The 21,680-nt window shown below is 71.7% G+C and carries 21 protein-coding genes; 14 read left to right on the top strand and 7 right to left on the bottom strand.

What is annotated here, in order from left to right; genetic code table 11:
- Positions 1–120: 120 nt before the first annotated feature.
- Entirely contained in the window at positions 121–792 is a 672-nt protein-coding gene (locus ABVB68_RS14680) for a response regulator transcription factor (RefSeq protein WP_353601429.1), read from the top strand.
- Between the two features lie 199 nt (positions 793–991).
- On the opposite strand, the gene ABVB68_RS14675 is transcribed toward ABVB68_RS14680, so the two are convergent.
- On the bottom strand, positions 992–1,129 hold the full coding sequence (locus ABVB68_RS14675; protein ID WP_353601428.1) for a hypothetical protein: 138 nt from the start codon (positions 1,127–1,129) through the stop codon (positions 992–994).
- Positions 1,130–1,222: 93 nt separating this feature from the next.
- A complete protein-coding gene (locus ABVB68_RS14670) occupies positions 1,223–2,503 on the bottom strand; it encodes a threonine aldolase family protein (protein WP_353601427.1) in 1,281 nt (426 codons plus the stop codon).
- Between the two features lie 231 nt (positions 2,504–2,734).
- Between ABVB68_RS14670 and ABVB68_RS14665 the strand changes: the two genes are divergently transcribed.
- The 10 genes from ABVB68_RS14665 (at position 2,735) to ABVB68_RS14620 (ending at position 11,469) form a co-directional block, all read left to right on the top strand.
- Complete coding sequence (locus tag ABVB68_RS14665) at positions 2,735–3,706, top strand: Rossmann-like and DUF2520 domain-containing protein (protein WP_353601426.1); 972 nt, start codon at positions 2,735–2,737, stop codon at positions 3,704–3,706.
- Entirely contained in the window at positions 3,703–4,704 is a 1,002-nt protein-coding gene (gene panC, locus ABVB68_RS14660) for a pantoate--beta-alanine ligase (RefSeq protein ID WP_353601425.1), read from the top strand. Before ABVB68_RS14665 ends, panC begins: the two co-directional genes overlap by 4 nt.
- On the top strand, positions 4,701–6,422 hold the full coding sequence (locus ABVB68_RS14655) for an L-aspartate oxidase (protein WP_353601424.1): 1,722 nt from the start codon (positions 4,701–4,703) through the stop codon (positions 6,420–6,422). The genes panC and ABVB68_RS14655 overlap by 4 nt, the downstream gene beginning before the upstream one ends.
- A 5-nt stretch (positions 6,423–6,427) precedes the next feature.
- Positions 6,428–7,414, top strand: coding sequence for a carboxylating nicotinate-nucleotide diphosphorylase (gene nadC / locus ABVB68_RS14650; RefSeq protein ID WP_353601423.1), 987 nt, complete (start codon positions 6,428–6,430; stop codon positions 7,412–7,414).
- Between the two features lie 5 nt (positions 7,415–7,419).
- Positions 7,420–8,217, top strand: coding sequence for a type III pantothenate kinase (locus tag ABVB68_RS14645; protein ID WP_353601422.1), 798 nt, complete (start codon positions 7,420–7,422; stop codon positions 8,215–8,217).
- A gap of 487 nt (positions 8,218–8,704) precedes the next feature.
- Positions 8,705–9,436, top strand: coding sequence for a hypothetical protein (locus ABVB68_RS14640; protein WP_353601533.1), 732 nt, complete (start codon positions 8,705–8,707; stop codon positions 9,434–9,436).
- Positions 9,437–9,557: 121 nt separating this feature from the next.
- Positions 9,558–9,737 (top strand): hypothetical protein, encoded by a 180-nt coding sequence (locus ABVB68_RS14635; protein ID WP_353601421.1) that lies wholly within the window; start codon positions 9,558–9,560, stop codon positions 9,735–9,737.
- 185 nt (positions 9,738–9,922) lie between these two features.
- Complete coding sequence (locus tag ABVB68_RS14630) at positions 9,923–10,387, top strand: BlaI/MecI/CopY family transcriptional regulator (protein WP_503006118.1); 465 nt, start codon at positions 9,923–9,925, stop codon at positions 10,385–10,387.
- A 9-nt stretch (positions 10,388–10,396) separates the two neighbouring features.
- Positions 10,397–10,930 (top strand): amino-acid N-acetyltransferase, encoded by a 534-nt coding sequence (locus ABVB68_RS14625; RefSeq protein WP_353601419.1) that lies wholly within the window; start codon positions 10,397–10,399, stop codon positions 10,928–10,930.
- Between the two features lie 203 nt (positions 10,931–11,133).
- Positions 11,134–11,469: a histone-like nucleoid-structuring protein Lsr2 gene (locus tag ABVB68_RS14620; RefSeq protein WP_030872805.1), complete on the top strand. Its 336-nt coding sequence runs from the start codon at positions 11,134–11,136 to the stop codon at positions 11,467–11,469.
- Here ABVB68_RS14620 and ABVB68_RS14615 read toward each other — a convergent pair.
- The gene (locus ABVB68_RS14615) at positions 11,448–12,152 is read right to left on the bottom strand and encodes an SCO3374 family protein (RefSeq protein ID WP_353601418.1); all 705 of its coding nucleotides are present in this window, start codon (positions 12,150–12,152) and stop codon (positions 11,448–11,450) included. The genes ABVB68_RS14620 and ABVB68_RS14615 overlap by 22 nt on opposite strands.
- A 430-nt stretch (positions 12,153–12,582) precedes the next feature.
- Between ABVB68_RS14615 and ABVB68_RS14610 the strand changes: the two genes are divergently transcribed.
- Positions 12,583–15,108: an ATP-dependent Clp protease ATP-binding subunit gene (locus tag ABVB68_RS14610; RefSeq protein ID WP_353601417.1), complete on the top strand. Its 2,526-nt coding sequence runs from the start codon at positions 12,583–12,585 to the stop codon at positions 15,106–15,108.
- A gap of 99 nt (positions 15,109–15,207) precedes the next feature.
- On the opposite strand, the gene ABVB68_RS14605 is transcribed toward ABVB68_RS14610, so the two are convergent.
- On the bottom strand, positions 15,208–15,894 hold the full coding sequence (locus ABVB68_RS14605) for an HAD family acid phosphatase (protein ID WP_353601416.1): 687 nt from the start codon (positions 15,892–15,894) through the stop codon (positions 15,208–15,210).
- A gap of 457 nt (positions 15,895–16,351) precedes the next feature.
- On the opposite strand from ABVB68_RS14605, the gene ABVB68_RS14600 reads away from it, so the two are divergent.
- Complete coding sequence (locus ABVB68_RS14600; protein ID WP_353601415.1) at positions 16,352–16,903, top strand: M23 family metallopeptidase; 552 nt, start codon at positions 16,352–16,354, stop codon at positions 16,901–16,903.
- A 1-nt stretch (position 16,904) separates the two neighbouring features.
- Here ABVB68_RS14600 and ABVB68_RS14595 read toward each other — a convergent pair whose 3' ends face one another.
- Positions 16,905–17,504: a TetR/AcrR family transcriptional regulator gene (locus tag ABVB68_RS14595; protein ID WP_353601413.1), complete on the bottom strand. Its 600-nt coding sequence runs from the start codon at positions 17,502–17,504 to the stop codon at positions 16,905–16,907.
- A 127-nt stretch (positions 17,505–17,631) separates the two neighbouring features.
- Here ABVB68_RS14595 and ABVB68_RS14590 point away from each other — a divergent pair, with 127 nt between their 5' ends.
- The gene (locus ABVB68_RS14590) at positions 17,632–19,203 is read left to right on the top strand and encodes an MDR family MFS transporter (RefSeq protein ID WP_353601412.1); all 1,572 of its coding nucleotides are present in this window, start codon (positions 17,632–17,634) and stop codon (positions 19,201–19,203) included.
- 380 nt (positions 19,204–19,583) lie between these two features.
- On the opposite strand, the gene cseC is transcribed toward ABVB68_RS14590, so the two are convergent.
- Positions 19,584–20,939, bottom strand: a complete 1,356-nt coding sequence (cseC, locus tag ABVB68_RS14585) for a two-component system sensor histidine kinase CseC (protein ID WP_353601411.1) — start codon at positions 20,937–20,939, stop codon at positions 19,584–19,586.
- Between the two features lie 11 nt (positions 20,940–20,950).
- Positions 20,951–21,655: a two-component system response regulator CseB gene (gene cseB, locus ABVB68_RS14580; RefSeq protein WP_353601410.1), complete on the bottom strand. Its 705-nt coding sequence runs from the start codon at positions 21,653–21,655 to the stop codon at positions 20,951–20,953.
- Between the last annotated feature and the right edge of the window lie 25 nt (positions 21,656–21,680).

Below are 21,680 nucleotides of genomic sequence, written 5' to 3'. Positions count from 1 at the left end.
GCCGTCACCTGGCAGGTCCCCTGGCGTGCCCGGCACCGCCCGGGCGCCCCGCGCTGAACGAATCCGACCGACCCGAACCGAACATGACCGAACCCGGATGAACCGAATGAAAGAGACCCGATGGCGATCCGCGTGATGCTCGTCGACGACCAGATGCTGCTGCGCACCGGGTTCCGGATGGTGCTCGACGCCCAGCCGGACATGGAGGTCGTCGCGGAGGCGGGCGACGGTGTCGAGGCCCTGCAGGCGCTGCGGTCCACCGCCGTCGACGTCATCCTGATGGACGTCCGGATGCCCAAGCTGGACGGCGTGGAGGCCACCCGGCGGATCTGCTCCGAGCCCGACCCGCCGAAGGTGCTCATCCTGACCACCTTCGATCTCGACGAGTACGCCTTCTCGGGGCTCAAGGCGGGCGCGTCCGGATTCATGCTCAAGGACGTGCCGCCGGGCGAACTGCTGACCGCCATCCGTGCCGTGCACAGCGGTGACGCGGTGGTGGCGCCGTCCACCACCCGGCGCCTGCTGGACCGTTTCGCGCCGATGCTGCCCTCCGCCGGCAAGGAGTCCCAGCACAAGGAGCTGGACCGGCTCACCGACCGGGAGCGCGAGGTGATGGTGCTGGTCGCGCAGGGTCTGTCCAACGGCGAGATCGCGGCCCGGCTGGTGCTGAGCGAGGCCACCGTGAAGACCCACGTCGGCCGCATCCTGACCAAGCTCTCGCTGCGCGACCGGGTCCAGGTGGTGGTGCTGGCGTACGAGACCGGCCTGGTGCGCGCGGGCGGCCTCGGCTGAGGCGGTGGGACGTGCCGAGGCGCGCGCCTCGGCACACCACGTGTCGGGCGGCGAACGGTCCAGGCAGGACACGCTGGGGGCAGGACGGTCAGGCGCGGGGCGCGGGGCGCGGGGCGCGGGGCGCGTGGAGCCGGCGCGGGCCCGGCGCAGGGCTAGCCGAGACTGCGGGCGGTTCCGGCACGGGGCGCGTGGCGGACCATCAGGTGGGGCGGCCGAGGCCGCTCGGTACGAGGACCGGGCCGCCCTCGCCGGGGGCGGTGCGGCCCACGAGGAGCTTGTCGAGCCGGAACCGCCCGCGCCGGGCCGCCACGACGTCGAGACGATGCGTGGGCCGCACCGCCACCGGCGCTGCGCGCGGTCCTCGCCGAGCGGCCGGCGCGGGACGGCTGCGGCACCTGCCGGCGCGCCGGCTGCGCTCCCGCGCGCTCGGCTAGGGCCTGTCCGGCAGGCGGTCCGCGAAGTCCCGTACGGCCGCGCGGACGTCGTCGGCCGTCCACTCGAGGCCCTCGGGGCCGACGGTGACCTCCGTCATCGCGACGCCGGGACCGACGCCGGCCCAGGGGGTCGCGAAGAGCAGCACCGAGGTCTCCTCGCCCTGGCGCACGGCCGCCTCGGCGACCACGTCCGGCTCGTACGGCAGCCAGACCTGGAACTCGTGGGTGTGCGGCTCCTCGGGGTGGACGCGCGCCCAGGGCACCCCGGCCGCCGTGAAGCCCTCCCGCAGTGCGGCGGCCACCACGCGCGCGTGCCGCACGTACTCGGGCAGCCGCGGCAGTTCACGGTCCAGGCCGATGAGCGCGGACAGCGCGGTCGGGAACTGCTGGAAGATCATGCCGCCGTACCGGTGCCGCCAGCTCTTCGCCTCCTCCACCAGCGTCTTCGGGCCGGCCAGGGCGGCGCCGCCGAAGCCGCGGAGGGACTTGTAGAACGACACGTAGACGCTGTCGGCCAGACCCGCGATCTCCTCCAGCGGGCGCCCGAAGTGTTCCGTGCACTCCCACAGGCGCGCGCCGTCGAAGTGCACCACCGCGTCGCGCTCCCGTGCCGCCTCGACGACCTCGGTCAGCTCCTGCCAGGTGGGCAGCACGAAACCGGCGTCCCTGAGGGGCAGTTCCAGCACCAGCGCACCGAAGGGCTCCTCGAAGTCGCGTATCTCGGCGGCCGTGGGCAGCCGGGGCCCGTCGCCCACCCTGACCGGGCGCAGGCCGCTGACCCGGCTGAAGGCGTCCCGTTCGTGCAGCACCGGGTGGGACAGTGCGTGCAGGGCCACGGTCGGGTCGCCCGTGCGGCCCGCCCAGCAGCGCAGGGCCACCTGCTGGGCCATCGTGCCCGTCGGGAAGAACGCGGCCGCCTCCGTGCCGAGCAGCGCCGCGACGCGGTCCTCCAGGGCGGCGACGATCCGGTTGCCGTAGACGTCGCCCGCCTCGTCCAGGTCGTATGCCGAGGGCCCGGCCTCCGTCAGCAGCGCGAGGCGCTCGCGGATCGTGTCACCCCAGCCCCTCCGGGACAGCGTGCGCCGCGCCCCTCGCCCGACGGCCGCCCGCCGCTCGCGCAGCCGCTCCTGCGCCGGCCGCTCCGCGCCCTGCTCGCCGCCCCGCTCGTCGGCCTGCCCGGTGCCCTGCTCGCCGCCCCGCTCGTCGGCCTGCCCGGTGCCCTGCGCACCGCCCCGCTCGTCGTCCTGCCCGGTGCCGTGTCCTGTCGTGTCGTCCATGCCGCGGATCATGCCGTGCCGGGCGGCGGAAGGCACCGGGATTTCCCGGCCGGCACCCGCACCCGAGCACGGGGGAGCCCCGCCCCCGCGGGCCCGGAGCCGGGGCGTGGGGAAACCCACAGCCTGTGGACGACCGGTCCCCGCCCCACCGGATAGCGTTAACATGACGAGAAATCGTTCGGTACATCGTCCGGTACCCAGAGCGGACTGGAACGGGAAGGCCGCCGCAGCGTGAGTACAGTCCACCAGCCAGACCTCAAGGACCGCCCCGCGCGGCTCACCGTCGGCGTCGTCGGCGCCGGACGGGTGGGACCCGCGCTCGCCGCGTCCCTGCAGCTCGCCGGACACCGTCCGGTCGCCGTCTCCGGAGTCTCCGACGCCTCCCGCAGGCGGGCCGAGACGATGCTCCCGGACGTACCGCTGGTATCGCCCGCGGAAGTGCTGCAGCGCGCCGACCTCGTGCTGCTCACCGTCCCCGACGACGCCCTGCCGGGCCTGGTCGCCGGGCTCGCCGAGACCGGCGCCGTCCGGCCGGGGCAACTGCTGGTGCACACCTCCGGCCGGTACGGCACGAAGGTCCTCGACCCCGCCCTGCGCGCGGGCGCACTGCCGCTGGCCCTGCACCCGGCGATGACCTTCACCGGCACCCCGGTGGACGTGCAGCGCCTCGCCGGCTGCTCCTTCGGCGTCACCGCGCCCGGGGAACTGCGCCTGGCCGCCGAGGCCCTCGTCATCGAGATGGGCGGCGAGCCGGAGTGGATCAGCGAGGAGAACCGCCCGCTTTACCACGCGGCTCTCGCGCTCGGCGCCAACCACCTGGTCACCCTGGTCGCCCAGGCCATGGACCTGCTGCGCACGGCCGGCGTGGCGGCCCCCGACCGGATGCTCGGCCCGCTCCTCGGCGCCGCCCTGGACAACGCCCTGCGCTCCGGTGACGCCGCCCTCACCGGGCCCGTCGCGCGCGGTGACGCCGGCACTGTCGCCGCCCACATCACCGAGCTGCGCAGGCACGCCCCGCAGACCGTGGCGGGCTACCTGGCGATGGCCCGAGCGACCGCCGACCGGGCGCTCGCGCACGGACTGCTGAAGCCGGAACTCGCCGAGGACCTGCTCGGCGTGCTCGCCGACGGAAGTGCCGGCCCCGGCGGCACGGACGGCACCGGTACGAACGGCACCAACGGCACCGAGGGGAACGACCGATGAGCACCGCCCTGCTGAGCACCGCCGAGGAACTGCACGCACGCGTGCGCCACGGCCGCCGGGCCGTCGTGATGACCATGGGCGCGCTGCACGAGGGCCACGCCACCCTGATCCGCACCGCGCGCGAGATCGCCGGCCCGAGCGGCGAGGTCGTCGTCACGGTCTTCGTCAACCCCCTGCAGTTCGGGGCCGGCGAGGACCTCGACCGCTACCCACGCACCCTCGACGCCGACCTGAAGCTCGCCGAGCAGGCGGGCGCGGACGCCGTGTTCGCCCCCGCGGTGGACGAGGTGTACCCCGGCGGTGAACCGCAGGTGCGCATCACCGCCGGACCCATGGGTGAGCGGCTGGAGGGCGCCTCCCGGCCCGGCCACTTCGACGGCGTCCTCACCGTCGTCGGCAAGATGCTGCACCTGACCCGCCCCGACGTGGCCCTGTTCGGGCAGAAGGACGCCCAGCAGCTGGCCCTGATCCGGCGCATGGTGCGCGACCTGAACTTCGGCGTGGAGATCGTCGGCGTGCCGACCGTGCGCGAGGAGGACGGGCTCGCGCTGTCCAGCCGCAACCGCTACCTCTCGCCCGACGAGCGCCGTACCGCGCTCGCGCTGTCCCGGGCGCTGTTCGCGGGCCGGGACCGGCACGCCGCACAGGAGGCGCTGCGCGCGCGGGCCCGCGAGGTGCCCGCCACGCACGCGCGTGCCGAGGCGCTGAGCGCCATCGGGGAGTCCCGCGCCGCGGCCGACGCGCACGCGGTGGCCACGGCCGCGCCCGGCGGCCCGGCCGCCGTCCGGGCCGCCGCCCGCCAGGCCCTGGACGAGGCCGCCCACTTCGACCCGCCGCTGGAGCTGGACTACCTCGCCCTGGTGGACCCTTCCGACTTCAGCGAGATCGGCGACGACTTCACCGGCGAGGCCGTCCTCGCCGTCGCCGCCCGGATCGGTGCGACCCGGCTGATCGACAACCTCCCCCTCCTCTTCGGATCCCTCGGAGGCGCCGCATGACCAGCACAGGCATACGACTGCACGCACCGGCACCCGGGTGGTCCGTCGCCGCCGACGTGGTCGTCGTCGGCTCCGGCGTGGCCGGCCTGACCGCGGCCCTGCGCTGCGAGGCCGCCGGTCTCACCACGGTCGTGGTCACCAAGGCACGCCTGGACGACGGCTCCACGCGCTGGGCACAGGGCGGCATCGCCGCCGCCCTCGGCGAGGGCGACACCCCCGAGCAGCACCTGGACGACACCCTCGTGGCGGGGGCGGGCCTGTGCGACGAGGAGGCCGTACGGATCCTCGTCACCGAGGGCCCCGACGCGGTACGGCGCCTCATCGACACCGGCGCCCACTTCGACGAGTCCTCCGAAGGAGCGCTGGAACTGACCCGCGAGGGCGGCCACCACCGGCGCCGGATCGCACACGCGGGCGGCGACGCGACCGGCGCGGAGATCTCCCGCGCACTCGTCGAGGCGGTGCGCGCGCGAGGGCTGCGCACCGTCGAGAACGCGCTCGTGCTCGACCTGCTCACCGACGCCGAGGGCCGCACGGCCGGTGTCACCCTGCACGTGATGGGCGAGGGCCAGCACGACGGCGTGGGCGCCGTGCACGCCCCCGCGGTGGTCCTCGCCACCGGCGGCATGGGCCAGGTGTTCTCCGCGACCACCAACCCGTCCGTGTCGACCGGCGACGGTGTGGCGCTGGCACTGCGCGCGGGCGCGGAGGTCAGCGACCTGGAGTTCGTGCAGTTCCACCCGACCGTGCTGTTCCTCGGCGCGGACGCCGAGGGACAGCAGCCGCTGGTCTCCGAGGCGGTACGCGGCGAGGGCGCCCACCTGGTCGACGGCGACGGCGTGCGCTTCATGGTGGGCCAGCACGAACTGGCCGAGCTGGCGCCCCGGGACATCGTCGCCAAGGGCATCATGCGGCGGATGCAGGAGCGGGACGCCGAGCACATGCTCCTCGACGCCCGGCACTTCGGCGCCCAGATGTGGGAGCAGCGCTTCCCGACCATCCTGGCCGCCTGCCGCGCCCACGGCATCGACCCGGTCACCGAGCCCATCCCGATCGCCCCCGCCGCCCACTACGCCTCCGGCGGCGTCCGCACCGACGCCCGGGGCCGCACGACCGTCCCCGGCCTCTACGCGTGCGGCGAGGTCGCCTGCACCGGCGTGCACGGCGCCAACCGGCTCGCCTCCAACTCCCTCCTCGAAGGCCTCGTGTACGCCGAGCGCATCGCCGCCGACATCGCCCGGGCCCACACGGAGGAGCGCCTGCACGCGCGCGTGCCCGCGCCCGTCCCGGACCCCGGGAAGCCCGCGCACCCGCTGCTCGCGCCCGAGTCCCGGTTCGCCATCCAGCGGATCATGACCGACGGCGCGGGCGTACTGCGCTCCGAGGAGTCCCTCGCCAGGGCCGCGGACCAGCTCGAGCGGCTGCACGGCGAGGCCCGCGACGCGCTCGACGAGAACGGCAAGACGGCCGAGCCAGGTGTCGACACCTGGGAGGCCACCAACCTGCTGTGCGTGGCGCGCGTCCTGGTCGCCGCCGCCCGGCTGCGCGAGGAGACCCGCGGCTGTCACTGGCGGGAGGACCACGCCGAGCGCGACGACACCGACTGGCGGCGCCACATCGTCGTACGGCTCAACCCGGACCGTTCGCTGGCCGTACGGACCACGGACACCGCAGACTTCCCCCCTACCCGGCCATCCCAGCGCCCCCAGGAGCAGTGACAGACGTGAGCACCGACGACCTTCCCCTCGCCCCGACCGGCGGCTGCGGCGACGGCTGCGCCTGTGGCGCCGAGGGGGACGACGCGACCACGGACTACGCGGAGTGCGGGCTCGACCCGGCGCTCGCCGAGCTGCTGGCCGCCGCCGGCCTCGACCCCGTCGAGGTCGAGGACATCGCCCACGTGGCCATCCAGGAGGACCTGGCCGGCGGCGTGGACGTGACGACCGTCTCGACCATCGCCGAGGACGCGGTGGCCACCGGGGACCTCACCGCGCGCGAGGCGGGCGTCGTGGCCGGCCTCCGGGTCGCCGAGGCCGTGTTCTCCGTGGTCTGCACGGACGAGTTCGAGGTCGAGCGGCACGTCGAGGACGGCGACCGGATCGAGGCCGGGCAGAAGCTGCTGTCGGTCACCACGCGCACGCGTGACCTGCTGACCGCCGAACGCAGCGCCCTGAACCTCCTGTGCCGCCTGTCCGGCATCGCCACCGCCACGCGCGCGTGGGCGGACGCTCTGGAGGGCACCAGGACGCGCGTGCGCGACACCCGCAAGACGACCCCCGGCCTGCGCTCGCTGGAGAAGTTCGCGGTGCGCGCCGGCGGTGGCGTCAACCACCGCATGTCGCTGTCGGACGCGGCCCTCGTGAAGGACAACCACGTGGTCGCCGCCGGCGGTGTCGCACAGGCATTCAAGGCCGTGCGGGAGGCGTTCCCGGAGGTGCCGATCGAGGTCGAGGTCGACACCCTGCACCAGCTGCGCGAGGTCGTGGAGGCGGGCGCGGACCTGATCCTGCTGGACAACTTCACGCCCGGCGAGTGCGCGGAGGCCGTCGGCATCGTCGGCGGCCGCGCCCTGCTGGAGGCCTCCGGCCGGCTGACCCTGGCCAACGCGCGCGCGTACGCCGACACCGGCGTGGACTTCCTGGCCGTCGGCGCGCTCACCCACTCCTCGCCGATCCTGGACATCGGCCTGGACCTGCGCGAGGCGGAGTAACGGCCATGCTGCTCACGATCGACGTCGGCAACACGCACACCGTCCTCGGCCTGTTCGACGGCGAGGACATCGTCGAGCACTGGCGCATCTCGACGGACTCGCGCCGCACGGCGGACGAGCTGGCGGTCCTGCTGCACGGCCTGATGGGCATGCACCCGCTGCTCGGCGAGGAGCTGGGCGACGGCATCGACGGCATCGCGATCTGCGCGACCGTGCCCTCGGTCCTGCACGAGCTGCGTGAGGTCACCCGGCGCTACTACGGCGACGTGCCCGCGGTGCTGGTGGAGCCGGGCGTGAAGACGGGCGTGCCGATCCAGTTCGACAACCCCAAGGAGGTCGGCGCCGACCGCATCATCAACGCGGTCGCGGCGAACGAGCTGTACGGCGGTCCGGCGATCGTCGTGGACTTCGGCACGGCGACCACCTTCGACGCGGTCTCCGCGCGCGGGGAGTACGTCGGCGGGGTCATCGCCCCCGGGATCGAGATCTCGGTGGAGGCCCTCGGGATCAGGGCCGCGCAGCTGCGGAAGATCGAGGTGGCCCGGCCCAGGAACGTGATCGGCAAGAACACGGTCGAGGCCATGCAGTCGGGCGTCGTGTACGGCTTCGCCGGTCAGGTCGACGGAGTGGTGGGCCGGATGGCCCGGGAACTGGCCGACGACCCGGACGACGTCACCGTGATCGCCACGGGCGGCCTCGCGCCGGTGGTGCTGGGCGAGTCCGCGGTGATCGACGAGCACCAGCCCTGGCTGACACTGATCGGGCTGCGCCTGGTGTACGAGCGGAACGTGTCACGCCTGTGATCCGGCCGGCCCCCCGACGTGTCCGCGGGGCGCCGGGGCGGTGAACGCGGCGCCGGGGCGGTGAACGCGGCGCCGCCGCGCTGGACGGGCCCCGGCCCGGCCCGCAGGGCTCCCGCCCGGGGCCCTCAGGGCTCTCGCCCGGGGCCCTCAGGGCTCTCGCCCGGGGCCCTCAGGGCTCTCGCGGCCCTCAGGGCTCTCGCCCGCCAGGGAACCGGCCCAGGGCCGCAGCGACTGCGGCTCGGGACGAGAGCGTCCTCCCTCAGGGTCGTACGGCCGCCGCCGGCTCGGTGTGGAGGCCGGTCCTTCCGCTCGGGGTGGAGGCCGGTCCTTCCCGCATGGCCGCCGCGGCTCGGTACGAGCCTCCGGGTGACCCCGGTCGAGGGAAACCGGGAACGACACGCGCCGAAACAAGAGTCCACTCCGTCCCTATTTGTCCGATTAGCGGTACCGTCGCTGCATGCCCACGCCATACGGATCCCGCGGCGGCATGGCGTTCGGTGCGGAGGAGCTGCGTGTGCTCCGCCGCGCCCTCGCCCTCGCCCTTCAGCCCGGCCAAGCGTCCGCCGAGGACGTCCAGGACTGCTTCCGGCTCGCCGAGTCGCTCGACGAGGCGCTGTGCGAGGGCGCCAGACTGCGCGCCTTCCTGGTGGCCGACCTCGGGCGGTACCGCGCCGCCCTTCCGGGAGCCGCCACGGGCTACCTGGGCCTGCTGGAGGAGGCGCTGGGCGCGGGGCACCGGCCGACGCCGGACGACCTCGCCGCACTCCGGGGGCTGGCCGGCGATCCCGCCGCGGCCGCCCTCCTGGACCGCTGCCGGGAACTGGCCGAGCAGGACGTACGGGCCCGGTTCGCGCAGGGCTCACGCAGGATCCCGGCCCCGGCCGTACCGCCCTCCCGCACCCGCCTGCAGGCCTTGCCGGGCGGCGGCGGGGAGTCCGCCGCCCCGCAGGTCCGGGCGGCGGGACCCGCCCTCCCGCAGGTGCGCGCGGGGGAGCCCGGGCTCCCGAAGGTCCGCACGGAGAATTCCGGCGGCCCGCAGGCCGAGGAGCCGGAGAAGCCCCCGCAGAAGCCGGCCCCGAAGCCGGCGCCCGCGGAACGGCCCGCCGGGGAACCGGCGGCGCCGAAGCGCCCGATCCCCACGCCGGGCGAGGTCTTCCCGCGCCGCAAGCCGGCGCCGCCGGCGGGTTCGACGGAGACCCGCCAACTGGCCGCCGGCTGAGACGCCCGGCCCGCGACCGGGATCGCCCCCCCGGGGCCGGCCGCGGGCACCGCACCGCGCGCGACGCGCGGTTCGCGCACCCCGCCCCTTTCGCCCGTTCCGCCGCGGCTACTCTGAGGGCATGGACTACGTCTCCGCGCTCGTGCCCCCGATCGTCATGGCCGCGTTCTTCATCGGTGTGGTCAGGGTCATCGTGACGACCCAGGGCGGGGCCGCCAAGGCCAAGGAGGACGCGGCCGTCGACGCCGCCCTCGCCCGCGCGGAGGGTGCGCGCCGGTCCCCCGGCCCCGGCCAGGCCTGAGCCGGCGGGCCGGCCCCACGGGGCGGCCCCGCACGGGCGTCCGGCACCTTCCGAGCCGTACGCCCCTTTTTGTTCGTGTTCGTGTCATTCGTGTGCTTAGCGCACGTCCGGCGCGTCATCGGCTGGTTCTCCCACTATTGTTCTGAACTGTGCCTCGCCCATTGGGAGAACTCGAAGACGCGGTCATGACGCGGGTGTGGAAGTGGAACCGCCCGGTGACCGTTCGAGAAGTCCTGGAAGACCTGCAGCAGGAACGCTCGATCGCGTACACCACCGTGATGACCGTTTTGGACAATCTCCATCAGAAGGGCTGGGTGCGCCGCGAGGCGGAAGGGCGGGCCTATCGATATGAGGCCGTCTCCACGCGGGCCGCGTACGCGGCCGCCCTCATGAACGACGCCTGGTCGCAGAGCGACAACCCGGCCGCCGCTCTCGTCGCCTTCTTCGGGATGATGAGCGAGGAACAGCGGCAGGCCCTCAGGGACGCCGTACGCATCGTCCAGGGCCCGGAAGAAACCCGGGAAGCACCCGAAGGCCGGCCGGAGGCCGCGCAACCGCAAGCCCGGCAACAGCAGGCCCGGCAACAGGGAGCCGCTGAACCCCGGCAAGAGGAGAACCCCGGCTCGGCGGAGGACGGCGACGGGCGATAGCGTCCGCTCATGTCAGCAGAGCGTCCCGAAGTCTCCGCAAAAGCCATCACCGTCCGGCGGGCCCGGACCAGCGATGTCCCTGCCGTACGCGACCTCCTCGACGCCTACGTGCGCGGCCGCATCCTGCTCGACAAAGCCACGGTCACGCTTTACGAGGACATCCAGGAGTTCTGGGTCGCGGAACGCGACGACAACGCCGAGGTGGTCGGCTGCGGCGCGCTGCACGTCATGTGGGAGGACCTCGCGGAAGTCCGCACACTGGCGGTGAAGCCCGGCCTCAAGGGTGCGGGCGTCGGCCATCAGGTGCTGGCGAAGTTGCTGGAGACCGCGCGCTGGCTCGGCGTACGCCGGGTTTTCTGCCTGACCTTCGAAGTCGACTTCTTCGGGAAGCACGGCTTCGTGGAGATCGGCGAGACGCCGGTCGACACCGATGTGTACGCGGAGCTGTTGCGTTCCTATGACGAGGGCGTCGCCGAGTTCCTCGGTCTCGAACGAGTGAAACCGAACACCCTGGGCAACAGCCGGATGCTTCTGCATCTGTGATCGTCATTGCCTCGGTGGCCTATGTCCGAAACGCGCATGTTTTCGGCCCGAGGCGGTCGGCTGGGGCTCTCCCAGGGGTTTGTGTTTTTCCGGCAAAAGCGGTTTGCTTTCCGACGTACTGCAGTACTGCATATAACAGGGGCGGCAAAACGGCGGTCGCCGCACACGCCCCGGCCCTCACGTTATCGATGAAAGGAAATCCGGTGGCACAGAAGGTTCAGGTCCTTCTTGTCGACGACCTCGACGGCGGCGAGGCGGACGAGACCGTGACGTTCGCGCTGGACGGGAAGACGTACGAGATCGATCTCACGACGGCCAATGCGGACAAGCTGCGTGGCCTTCTCGACCCCTATGTCAAGGGTGGTCGCCGTACCGGGGGTCGCGCCTCGGGCGGTCGTGGAAAGGCGCGCGCCGCTTCCGGCGGCAGCCAGGACACCGCGGCGATCCGCGCCTGGGCGAAGGAGAACGGTTACGAGGTCAATGACCGCGGCCGTGTTCCCGCGTCCATCCGCGAGGCCTACGAGAAGGCCAACGGCTGATTTCGGGTCGTCCCGGAGAACGCCGACGTCTCGGAGAACGCCGTCTCCTCGGGAAACTCCGACGGCCGACTCCGCCGGCCGCCAGGTGGTCGGGCGCACACGCGCCGCAACCGGGCCCGGTGACACCGCGCTGCGACCGTGTCCAGGAGACGTACGAGATCGGGGGCGCTTCGCTCGCCCCCCATGGCCGGCAGCGCCGGCAGCGAGGCCTCGACCTCACGCCCCCGACCGGGGGGCCGCAGCCACACGGCGGCCCCCGGTACGGAACCGGGCCGTGCCGCCGGCGCCATCGGTGCGGCCATGGTGTCGCCCGCCCCCAGGACCCGTAGGTCGAGGCTGACGGCGCTCCACTCCAGCCAGTCCAGCAGTCCCGGCAGCTCCTCAGCGCTGCCGGCGGCCACCAGCAGGGCCATCCGGTCACCCAGCAGGGCCACCGGAGAGTCCGGGACGAGATGCCGGAGCGCGCTCGCGCCCGCCTCGGCCGGCACCTCGAGGACGTCGAACCGCACCCCGGTGAGCAGCCGCAGCGGCCGCCCGGGCACGGTCGCCCAGCCCAGATCGTTCTCGTACCAGTGCCGGGTCCGCGTCTGCGGATCCGGCGGAAGGACGCGGGGCGGATCCGGTGGTGGACCGAGGGGTCTGCGGGGAAGGGGGACCGATGCCGTGTGGGCCGAGCCAGCCATGCCAAGTGCAACCACCGAAACAGCCGAAGAGTTACGCTGGGTGGTCCGCCGAACGCACACGGTGCGGAAAAGGGGGGCGTGCGGGGTGTGGGGGAGGCGCAAGGTTGTTCGCCCATAGCGGAGGGAACCGGCGCCGACGGCATGGAGTGTCACCCCCTGCGGGTAAGACATGCCTAGTGGGAGGGGGCGACACGCAGAATGGGCCGTCTCACGTTCGCCATGGGCGTACTGGCGAGTGGGGTAACTGCCTGGCCTGCGGGAACATCGTCTCGCACCATCGGGTTGGAGCATATGTCGGCGTTCGGGGTCAGGAGGCCATCGACGGTGTCGGCAGTTGGAATGAGCGGTCCCCGCTTGCGGGACTAAGCTGCGGAAGGACAGGGAGGGGAAGTTCCCCCCACTGCCTGACCGCTCTGAGGAGCGATTAACGATGTTCGAGAGGTTCACCGACCGCGCGCGGCGGGTTGTCGTCCTGGCTCAGGAAGAAGCCCGGATGCTCAACCACAACTACATCGGCACCGAGCACATCCTCCTGGGTCTCATCCATGAGGGCGAAGGTGTCGCCGCTAAGGCCCTGGAGAGCCTCGGCATTTCGCTTGAGGCGGTCCGCCAGCAGGTGGAGGAGATCATCGGCCAGGGCCAGCAGGCCCCGTCCGGCCACATCCCCTTCACCCCCCGTGCCAAGAAGGTCCTGGAGCTGTCGCTCCGCGAGGCCCTTCAGCTGGGCCACAACTACATCGGCACGGAACACATCCTGCTCGGCCTGATCCGTGAGGGCGAGGGCGTCGCCGCCCAGGTCCTGGTCAAGCTGGGTGCCGATCTCAACCGGGTGCGCCAGCAGGTCATCCAGCTGCTCTCCGGTTACCAGGGCAAGGAGACCGCCACCGCGGGCGGCCCGGCCGAGGGCACGCCCTCGACCTCTCTCGTCCTGGACCAGTTCGGCCGGAACCTCACCCAGGCCGCTCGTGAGTCCAAGCTCGACCCGGTCATCGGGCGCGAGAAGGAGATCGAGCGGGTCATGCAGGTGCTGTCCCGCCGTACCAAGAACAACCCGGTGCTGATCGGTGAGCCCGGCGTCGGCAAGACCGCCGTCGTCGAGGGCCTCGCCCAGGCCATCGTCAAGGGCGAGGTGCCCGAGACCCTCAAGGACAAGCACCTCTACACCCTCGACCTCGGCGCGCTGGTCGCCGGCTCCCGCTACCGCGGTGACTTCGAGGAGCGCCTGAAGAAGGTGCTCAAGGAGATCCGCACCCGCGGCGACATCATCCTGTTCATCGACGAGCTGCACACGCTGGTCGGTGCGGGTGCCGCCGAGGGCGCCATCGACGCGGCCTCCATCCTGAAGCCGATGCTGGCCCGCGGTGAGCTGCAGACCATCGGTGCGACCACGCTGGACGAGTACCGCAAGCACCTGGAGAAGGACGCGGCCCTCGAGCGCCGCTTCCAGCCCATCCAGGTCGCCGAGCCGTCCCTGCCGCACACGATCGAGATCCTCAAGGGCCTGCGCGACCGGTACGAGGCGCACCACCGCGTCTCCATCACGGACGAGGCACTGGTCCAGGCCGCCACCCTGGCCGACCGGTACATCTCGGACCGCTTCCTGCCGGACAAGGCGATCGACCTGATCGACGAGGCCGGTTCCCGGATGCGCATCCGCCGGATGACCGCGCCGCCGGACCTGCGCGAGTTCGACGAGAAGATCGCCGGCGTCCGCCGGGACAAGGAGTCCGCGATCGACTCGCAGGACTTCGAGAAGGCCGCCTCCCTCCGCGACAAGGAGAAGCAGCTCCTGGCCGCCAAGGCCAAGCGGGAGAAGGAGTGGAAGGCCGGCGACATGGACGTCGTCGCCGAGGTCGACGGCGAGCTGATCGCCGAGGTCCTCGCCACGGCCACCGGCATCCCGGTCTTCAAGCTGACCGAGGAGGAGTCCAGCCGCCTGCTCCGCATGGAGGAGGAGCTGCACAAGCGGGTCATCGGCCAGGTCGACGCCGTCAAGGCGCTGTCCAAGGCGATCCGCCGTACGCGCGCCGGTCTGAAGGACCCGAAGCGTCCGGGTGGCTCGTTCATCTTCGCCGGCCCCTCCGGTGTCGGTAAGACCGAGCTGTCCAAGGCGCTCGCCGAGTTCCTCTTCGGTGACGAGGACGCGCTGATCTCCCTCGACATGTCGGAGTTCAGCGAGAAGCACACGGTCTCGCGTCTCTTCGGTTCGCCCCCCGGTTACGTGGGCTACGAGGAGGGCGGTCAGCTGACCGAGAAGGTCCGCCGCAAGCCGTTCTCGGTCGTCCTCTTCGACGAGGTCGAGAAGGCCCACCCGGACATCTTCAACTCGCTGCTGCAGATCCTGGAGGACGGTCGCCTGACCGACTCCCAGGGCCGGGTCGTGGACTTCAAGAACACGGTCATCATCATGACGACCAACCTCGGCACCCGGGACATCTCCAAGGGCTTCAACCTCGGCTTCGCCGCCGCGGGTGACACGAAGACCAACTACGAGCGCATGAAGAACAAGGTGTCGGACGAGCTGAAGCAGCACTTCCGTCCCGAGTTCCTCAACCGCGTCGACGACGTGGTCGTCTTCCCGCAGCTGACCCAGGCGGACATCCTGCGGATCGTCGACCTGATGGTCGGCAAGGTGGACGAGCGCCTGAAGGACCGGGACATGGGCATCGAGCTGTCCCAGTCCGCCAAGGAGCTGCTGTCCAAGAAGGGCTACGACCCGGTGCTGGGCGCGCGTCCGCTGCGTCGCACGATCCAGCGCGAGGTGGAGGACACCCTCTCGGAGAAGATCCTCTTCGGCGAGCTGCGCCCCGGTCACATCGTGGTCGTGGACACCGAGGGCGAGGGCGACGCCCAGACCTTCACCTTCCGGGGTGAGGAGAAGTCGGCGCTGCCGGACGTCCCGCCGATCGAGCAGGCGGCCGGCGGTGCCGGGCCGAACCTGAGCAAGGACGCCTAGGCGTCACGGCCGGCCGGGCGCCCCGAGCGTCACGGCCGGCACGGAAGGGGCCGGTGCTTTCGAGCACCGGCCCCTTCCGCCTGCCTGGAGAACGCCCGGCTAGGACAGCTGCCCGTCGTAGTCCGGCAGCTTGAACGTCTTCTCGGCGTGGCCGCCCGACAGGTCGGTGGCGTTGTTGCCGATGTTCGCGATGATCGTGTAGCCCTTGTTCTCGATGTCGGCCCGCTGGGCGGTCTTGTAGGCGGCTACGTCGTTGAACAGGTCGAACAGGCCACGGACGTAGAGGCCGGAGACGTCGTAGCCGTCGTGCTCGAGGTTGTACTCGGTGGGCCAGTAGACGATGCCCGGCCGGGCGGTGACGAAGAAGAGCCTGACGCCGTGCTGCTGGGCGTAGCGGGCGACGTCCAGCACGGGCCTGTTGGCCGGCTGCGGGTAGCTGAAGCCGAAGTCGGTCTCCAGGGTCGTGTTGTCGATGTCGAAGACGACCGCGGGCTTCTCACCGGGCCGGGCGGCGGCGATGCGGGCCTTCAGGTACGGCAGGGCCTGGTCCATCACCTGCCGGCAGTCCTTCTGCCAGGTGGCGTAGTCGACCGGCGCGGCGGCGCCGGAGGTCCTGGAGACGCCGGTGGAGCCGGTGGAGCCGCTCGTGGAGCCGGTGGAGCCGCTCGTGGAGCCGGTGGAGCCGCTCGTGGTCGCCGCGTCGGCCGGCGCGGTCATCGCGGCGGCCAGGGCGGCCACGGAGACGGCGGTCGCGGCTGTGCGGCGCGCCCAGGGGCGTCTGGTCATCGGTGGGGGGTCCTCTCACGTCCGTGTACACGTGCCTGAATGTCAGGGGCATGATCTTTGGTGAGGATGGCGCGAGGGGAACCGTAGGGTTACCGGACGGTAGGTCGCTAGGGGCCTGCGTCACATTTCCGGGGGCACCGGGCGGGGTCCGTGGTGACAAGCCACACAGGCGAAATGTCCGGTACTAGGCGAGATAGTGGTATCTGCCGCTATAGCAAAACGGACATATTGGAAAGTTTCGACCTAAAGACTTGCGACAAAAGACGACGTCGTCAGGCCTGGTGCCCAGTGGTGTGCGAGCCGTCAAGAAGGGGGCCGATGTGGCGGCCGTCTACTACGTGATGCCGTAGATGGGCGGTTTGGGCGGAACTGGGGTGTTCGGTTACCAAGGATGAGCCGCTGCGGCGAACGTCTGTGCGCCGGGTGGTCTCTCTGTCTCCGAGCACACGAGGTTCAGATGTTCCAGCGCATCACGTCCCGCTCTTCCCGTACGTCCTCGCTCCGCAACCGCGTGGCCGTCCTGGCTGCCGGAATCGGCGTCACGGCCGTCGTGGGAACCGGGGTCGCGAGCGCCGCCGCCCCGTCTGCGAACGCCTGGGTCGACCCGGTGCAGAAGTACACGCTCTCGGCCAGCTTCATGCAGGCCGGCAGCCACTGGGTCGCCAAGCACAGCGGTCAGGACTTCGCTGTCCCGACCGGCACCGAGGTCATGGCCGCGCACGGCGGCACCGTCGTCAAGGCCGGCCCGAACGGCGCCGGTGACGGCCCCGCGTACGGCAACGCCATCGTCGTCCAGCACGAGAACGGCACCTACTCGCAGTACGCCCACCTGTCCCGGATCGACGTGAAGATCGGCCAGATCGTCAAGACCGGCCAGCACATCGCCCTGTCCGGCTCCACCGGCAACTCCACGGGTCCCCACCTGCACTTCGAGATCCGCAAGACGCCGAACTACGGCTCCGCCATCGACCCGGTGTCGTTCCTGCGCGCCAAGGGCGTGAAGGTCTGACCTAGTCGGTGCCGTGGGTGCGCTCGTGCGCCTGCGTGACCAGGTCCATGGCGACCTCGAGAACGGCCGCGCGCCGCTTCTCGAGGTCGTCGTTCAGGTCCTGCATCACGAACATCCCGGCGTGCAGCGTGAACATCGCGCTGATGCAGCGGACCTGCTCCACCAGCGGCGCCTCGGGATCGATGAGGATGTCCCGGAAGCCGCGCAGCCGGTCCTTGAAGGTGTCGCCGATGCGCAGCTCGCGCACGGTCGCCTGGTTCTCCTGCATGAAGCGGAAGAGCGGTTCCGCGCCGGCCAGCGCCTCGCTGTAGCGGCGCAGGATCTCCTGCTTGATCTCCAGGGTGTGCGGCTGGGTCCGGCCCCACTCGATCAGGTCCTCGATCGGTTTCGTCAGGTCCTCGAAGAGGCTGACGAGGATCTCTTCCTTCGTCTTGAAGTGGTAGTACAGGGCCGCCTTGGTGACGTCGAGACGCTCGGCGATCTCGCGCAGAGAAGTCTTCTCGTACCCCTGCTCCGCGAACAGTTCGAGGGCCACGTCCTGGATGCGCTGGCGGGTGTTGCCGCGGCGCTGGTGCTTGGTGCCGTCCATGGTGCCGCCCATCCTCGTACTCCTCCCGCCACCGCGGAAACTTACTTGACGCCCGGCTAGTGACGGGGCTACCTTTCCCAGTGTAGTCAACTAGCCGGGCGACAAGTAAGTAGTCGTCGCTGGGGGAAACGGGAAGACGATGGCGGACACGGTCGAAAGCGTCACGGACGGCAAGCGGCCCAGGAGCGTGCGGGTGGTCCTGCTCGCTCTCATGATCGCGATGATGCTCGCGATGCTGGACAACATGATCGTGGGTACGGCGATGCCGACGATCGTGGGCGAACTGGGCGGCCTGGAGCACCTTTCCTGGGTCGTCACGGGCTACACCCTGGCCACCGCGGCCTCCACCCCCGTCTGGGGCAAGCTCGGTGACATGTTCGGGCGCAAGGGCGCCTTCCTCAGCTCCATCGTGATCTTCCTGGTCGGCTCCGCGCTGAGCGGCATGGCCCAGGACATGGGGCAGCTGATCGGGTTCCGGGCCGTGCAGGGTCTCGGCGCGGGCGGTCTGATGGTCGGGGTCATGGCGATCATCGGGGACCTCATACCGCCGCGGGAGCGGGGCAAGTACCAGGGCATGATGGCCGGCGTCATGGCGCTGGCGATGATCGGCGGCCCGCTGGTCGGCGGCACCATCACCGACAACTGGGGCTGGCGCTGGGCCTTCTACATCAACCTGCCGCTGGGCGCGCTCGCCCTCGCGCTGGTCACCGCCGTGCTGCACCTGCCGAGGAAGCGGGCCAAGGCGGGCATCGACTACCTCGGCGTCGTCCTGCTGACCGTCGGCATCACCTCCATCGTGCTGGTCACCACCTGGGGCGGCACCGAGTACGCCTGGACCTCCGCGCGGATCATGGAGCTGATCGGCATCGGTGTGGCCGCGCTGATCGGGTTCGTGTTCTGGCAGACGAAGGCCGCCGAGCCGGTGCTGCCGCTGCACATATTCAGGAGCCGCAACTTCACCCTGATGTCGGTCATCGGCTTCATCACCGGCTTCGTGATGTTCGGTGCCACGCTGTTCCTGCCGCTGTACCAGCAGGCGGTGCAGGGTGCCTCCGCGACCAACTCCGGTCTGCTGCTCCTGCCGATGCTCGGCGCGATGCTCGTCACCTCGATGGTCGCCGGCCGGGTCACCACCAACAGCGGCCGCTACAAGGTCTTCCCGGTCCTCGGCGGTGCGCTGATGATCGCCGGCCTGTACCTGCTCTCCCGGATGGACACCGAGACCACCCGGCTGACCTCCGGCCTCTACATGGCCGTGCTGGGCCTGGGCATGGGCTGCCTGATGCAGATCACCATGCTGGTCGCGCAGAACAGCGTGCAGATGAGGGACATGGGCGTCGCGTCCTCCTCCACCACCCTGTTCCGTACGCTCGGTTCTTCCTTCGGCGTGGCCATCATGGGCGCGCTGTTCAACCACCGGGTCCAGGACGTCATGGCCGAGCGGGCCGGCACCGTCGGCAGGAGCATGACCCAGCACTCGGCGCAGCTGGACGCGAAGAGCCTGGAGAAGCTGCCGGCCGTGGCGCGCGAGGCGTACCAGCACGCGGTGACCGCCGGTGTCCACTCGGCGTTCCTGCTGGGCGCGGCGATCGCGGTGCTGGTGCTGATCGCGGCGCTGTTCGTCAAGGAGGTGCCGTTGAAGGGCGGACCGCAGAAGGCCGCCGGAGACGGCGCGGACGCCGCGCCGGTGCCCCTGGTCGAAGCGGTCTGAGCTTCCCCGGGGTCCCTGGGTCCCCCCAGGGGACCCCGGGGTCCCCGGGTTCCTGGGTTCCTGGGTTCCTGGGTTCCTGGGTTCCTGGGTTCCTGGGTTCCTGGGTCCCCGAGTGTCTCCGAGCCCCTGAGGCCCCGCCCTGAGGCCTTGAGCCCCTTGGCCCCTCCTGAGCCCCTGGGGCCCTGCGGCCCTGCGTCTTCGATCCCGAAGGCCGAAGGCCCCGGCGCGTGTCTCGTCGCCGGGGCCTTCGGCCTTTCCGCGTGCTTTCGCCGGCACCGGTCGCCGCACAGGTGTGCCGGGTCGGTCGGTACCGCCGGCCGGACCGGGCCGTGGCCCGGTCGGTGCCCTCGGAAGGGTTCAGCCGGCGGCGCCGGGCGGGCTCAGGTGGTGCCGCCGGGCAGGGGCAGCGTCTGATAGCTCCCCGTGTTCGTCGGGGCGTGTTCGGGGAGCCACAGGACGGCCACGGCGCCCTCCGCGGGCACGTGGGCGGGGGCTCCCGCGGGCCGCACGTTCCGGAACGTGAGGCGGGCGCCCAGCACCCGGGCCTGGCCGGCCGCGATGGTCAGGCCGAGGCCGTGGCCCTGCCCGGCGCGGTCCATGCTGCCGGTGCGGAACCGGCTCGGACCCTCGGCGAGCAGCTCCTCCGGAAATCCCGGGCCGTGGTCGCGGACCCGGATGACCCGCCCCTCGACGGTCACCTCGATCGGCGGCTGGCCGTGCCGTGCCGCGTTGGCGAGCAGGTTGAACAGCACCCGCTCCAGCCGCCGGGGATCGGTGGTGACCTCCGACTCGTGCACCACCCGCACGGTGACGGCCGGATCCTTGGCGGCGACGCGGCGGGCGACGAACTCGCCGAGCAGGATGTCCTGCAGCTCGGCCCGCTCCGAGGCGCTGTCCAGCCGGGCCACCTCCAGGACGTCCTCGACCAGGGTGCGCATCGCCTTGGCCCGGTCCAGGACCAACTCGGTCGGCCGGCCGGGCGGCAGCAGCTCGGCGGCCGTCAGCAGCCCCGTCACCGGGGTGCGCAGCTCGTGCGCGATGTCGGCGGTCACCCGCCGCTCGGCCTCCAGCCGCAGTCGCAGCGCGTCCGCCATGGCGTCCACCGCGCGCGCGAGGTCGTCGGTCTCGTCCCGTACGACACCGCCGATGGCCGCCCGCACCCGGACCTCGGTCTCGCCCTTGGCGACCTGGTTCGCGGCGGCCGCCGCCTTGCGCAGCCGCCGGGACAGCTGCCCGCCGATCAGCACCCCGAGCGCGCTGCCGCCCAGCACGACCGCGACGGAGCCGATGACGAGGGCCTGGTCGAGGTCCTTCATCACGTCGACGGAGCGGTCCGGCAGGTGGCTGTGCAGGGACAGCACGTGCCCGTCCTTGACCGGCACGGCCGCCCAGATGTCCGGCACCCCGTCGTGTTCGGTGACGTCACTGACCCGACGGCCCTCCGCCACCTTCTCCCGCAGCGCGGGCGGCAGCCCGGGATCGTCGACCTTGATGCTGGGAAAGTTCGGCCCGCGCTTCTGCTCGTAGTTGCGCTGGGCGATCTGGACCCGCTCGTTGGCCAGGTCGCGCGCGTTGTCCAGCATCGAGACCCGGGCCGCGTTGTGCACGACCAGGCTGAGCGCGATCGCCACCAGGCCGGCCACCAGCGCGATCGCCGCGCTGAGCTTCCATCTCAGTCCGGTTCTGAGGTGGGAGCGCTCCACTCGCCCCCAGGGCCGCCGAAGTATCCCCCGCATGTCCGCTCCGCTCAGGCCTTCAACTTGTAGCCGAAGCCGCGGACCGTCTCGATCCGGTCCTGGCCGATCTTCTGGCGCAGCCGCTGCACATGCACGTCGACGACCCGCGTGTCCCCGCCCCAGCCGTAGTCCCACACACGCTCCAGCAGCTTGTCGCGGGAGAGCACGGTGCCGGGGGCGGAGGAGAACTCCAGCAGCAGCCGCATCTCGGTCGGGGTGAGCGCCACCGGCTGTCCGGCCCGGCACACCTCCATGCCCTCGGTGTCGATCTCCAGGTCACCGAAGGTCAGCGTGCCGCCGTTCACGGCGGAGGCGGACTCCTGGGCGTGCGCGGCCCCGCCGGCGTGCCCGAAGCGGCGGAGCACCGCGCGGATCCGGGCGACCAGTACGGCGCCGTCGAACGGCTTGGTCACATAGTCGTCGGCACCCGCCTCCAGGCCGAGGACGACGTCGATGGAGTCGGCCCGCGCCGACAGCATGATCACCGGCACGGTCGACTCGTCCCGGATGCGGCGGCACAGGCTGACGCCGTCCAGGCCGGGCACCATGACGTCCAGCAGCGCGATGTCGGGACGGTTCGCCCGGAACGCCTCCAGGCCGGACAGCCCGTCCGGCATGGCCGTGACCGCGAAGCCGTCCCGCTCCAGGGCGAGCTGGGTGGCCTCACGGATGACGTCGTCGTCCTCGACGAACAGGACGTGGGTCTGGTCTGCCATCCGGTGCTCTCAGTCCTCAGGGTGT

Source organism: Streptomyces sp. NPDC096012 (assembly GCF_040426375.1).
Lineage (GTDB): Bacteria > Actinomycetota > Actinomycetes > Streptomycetales > Streptomycetaceae > Streptomyces.
This window is presented reverse-complemented; position numbering and strand designations above follow the sequence as displayed.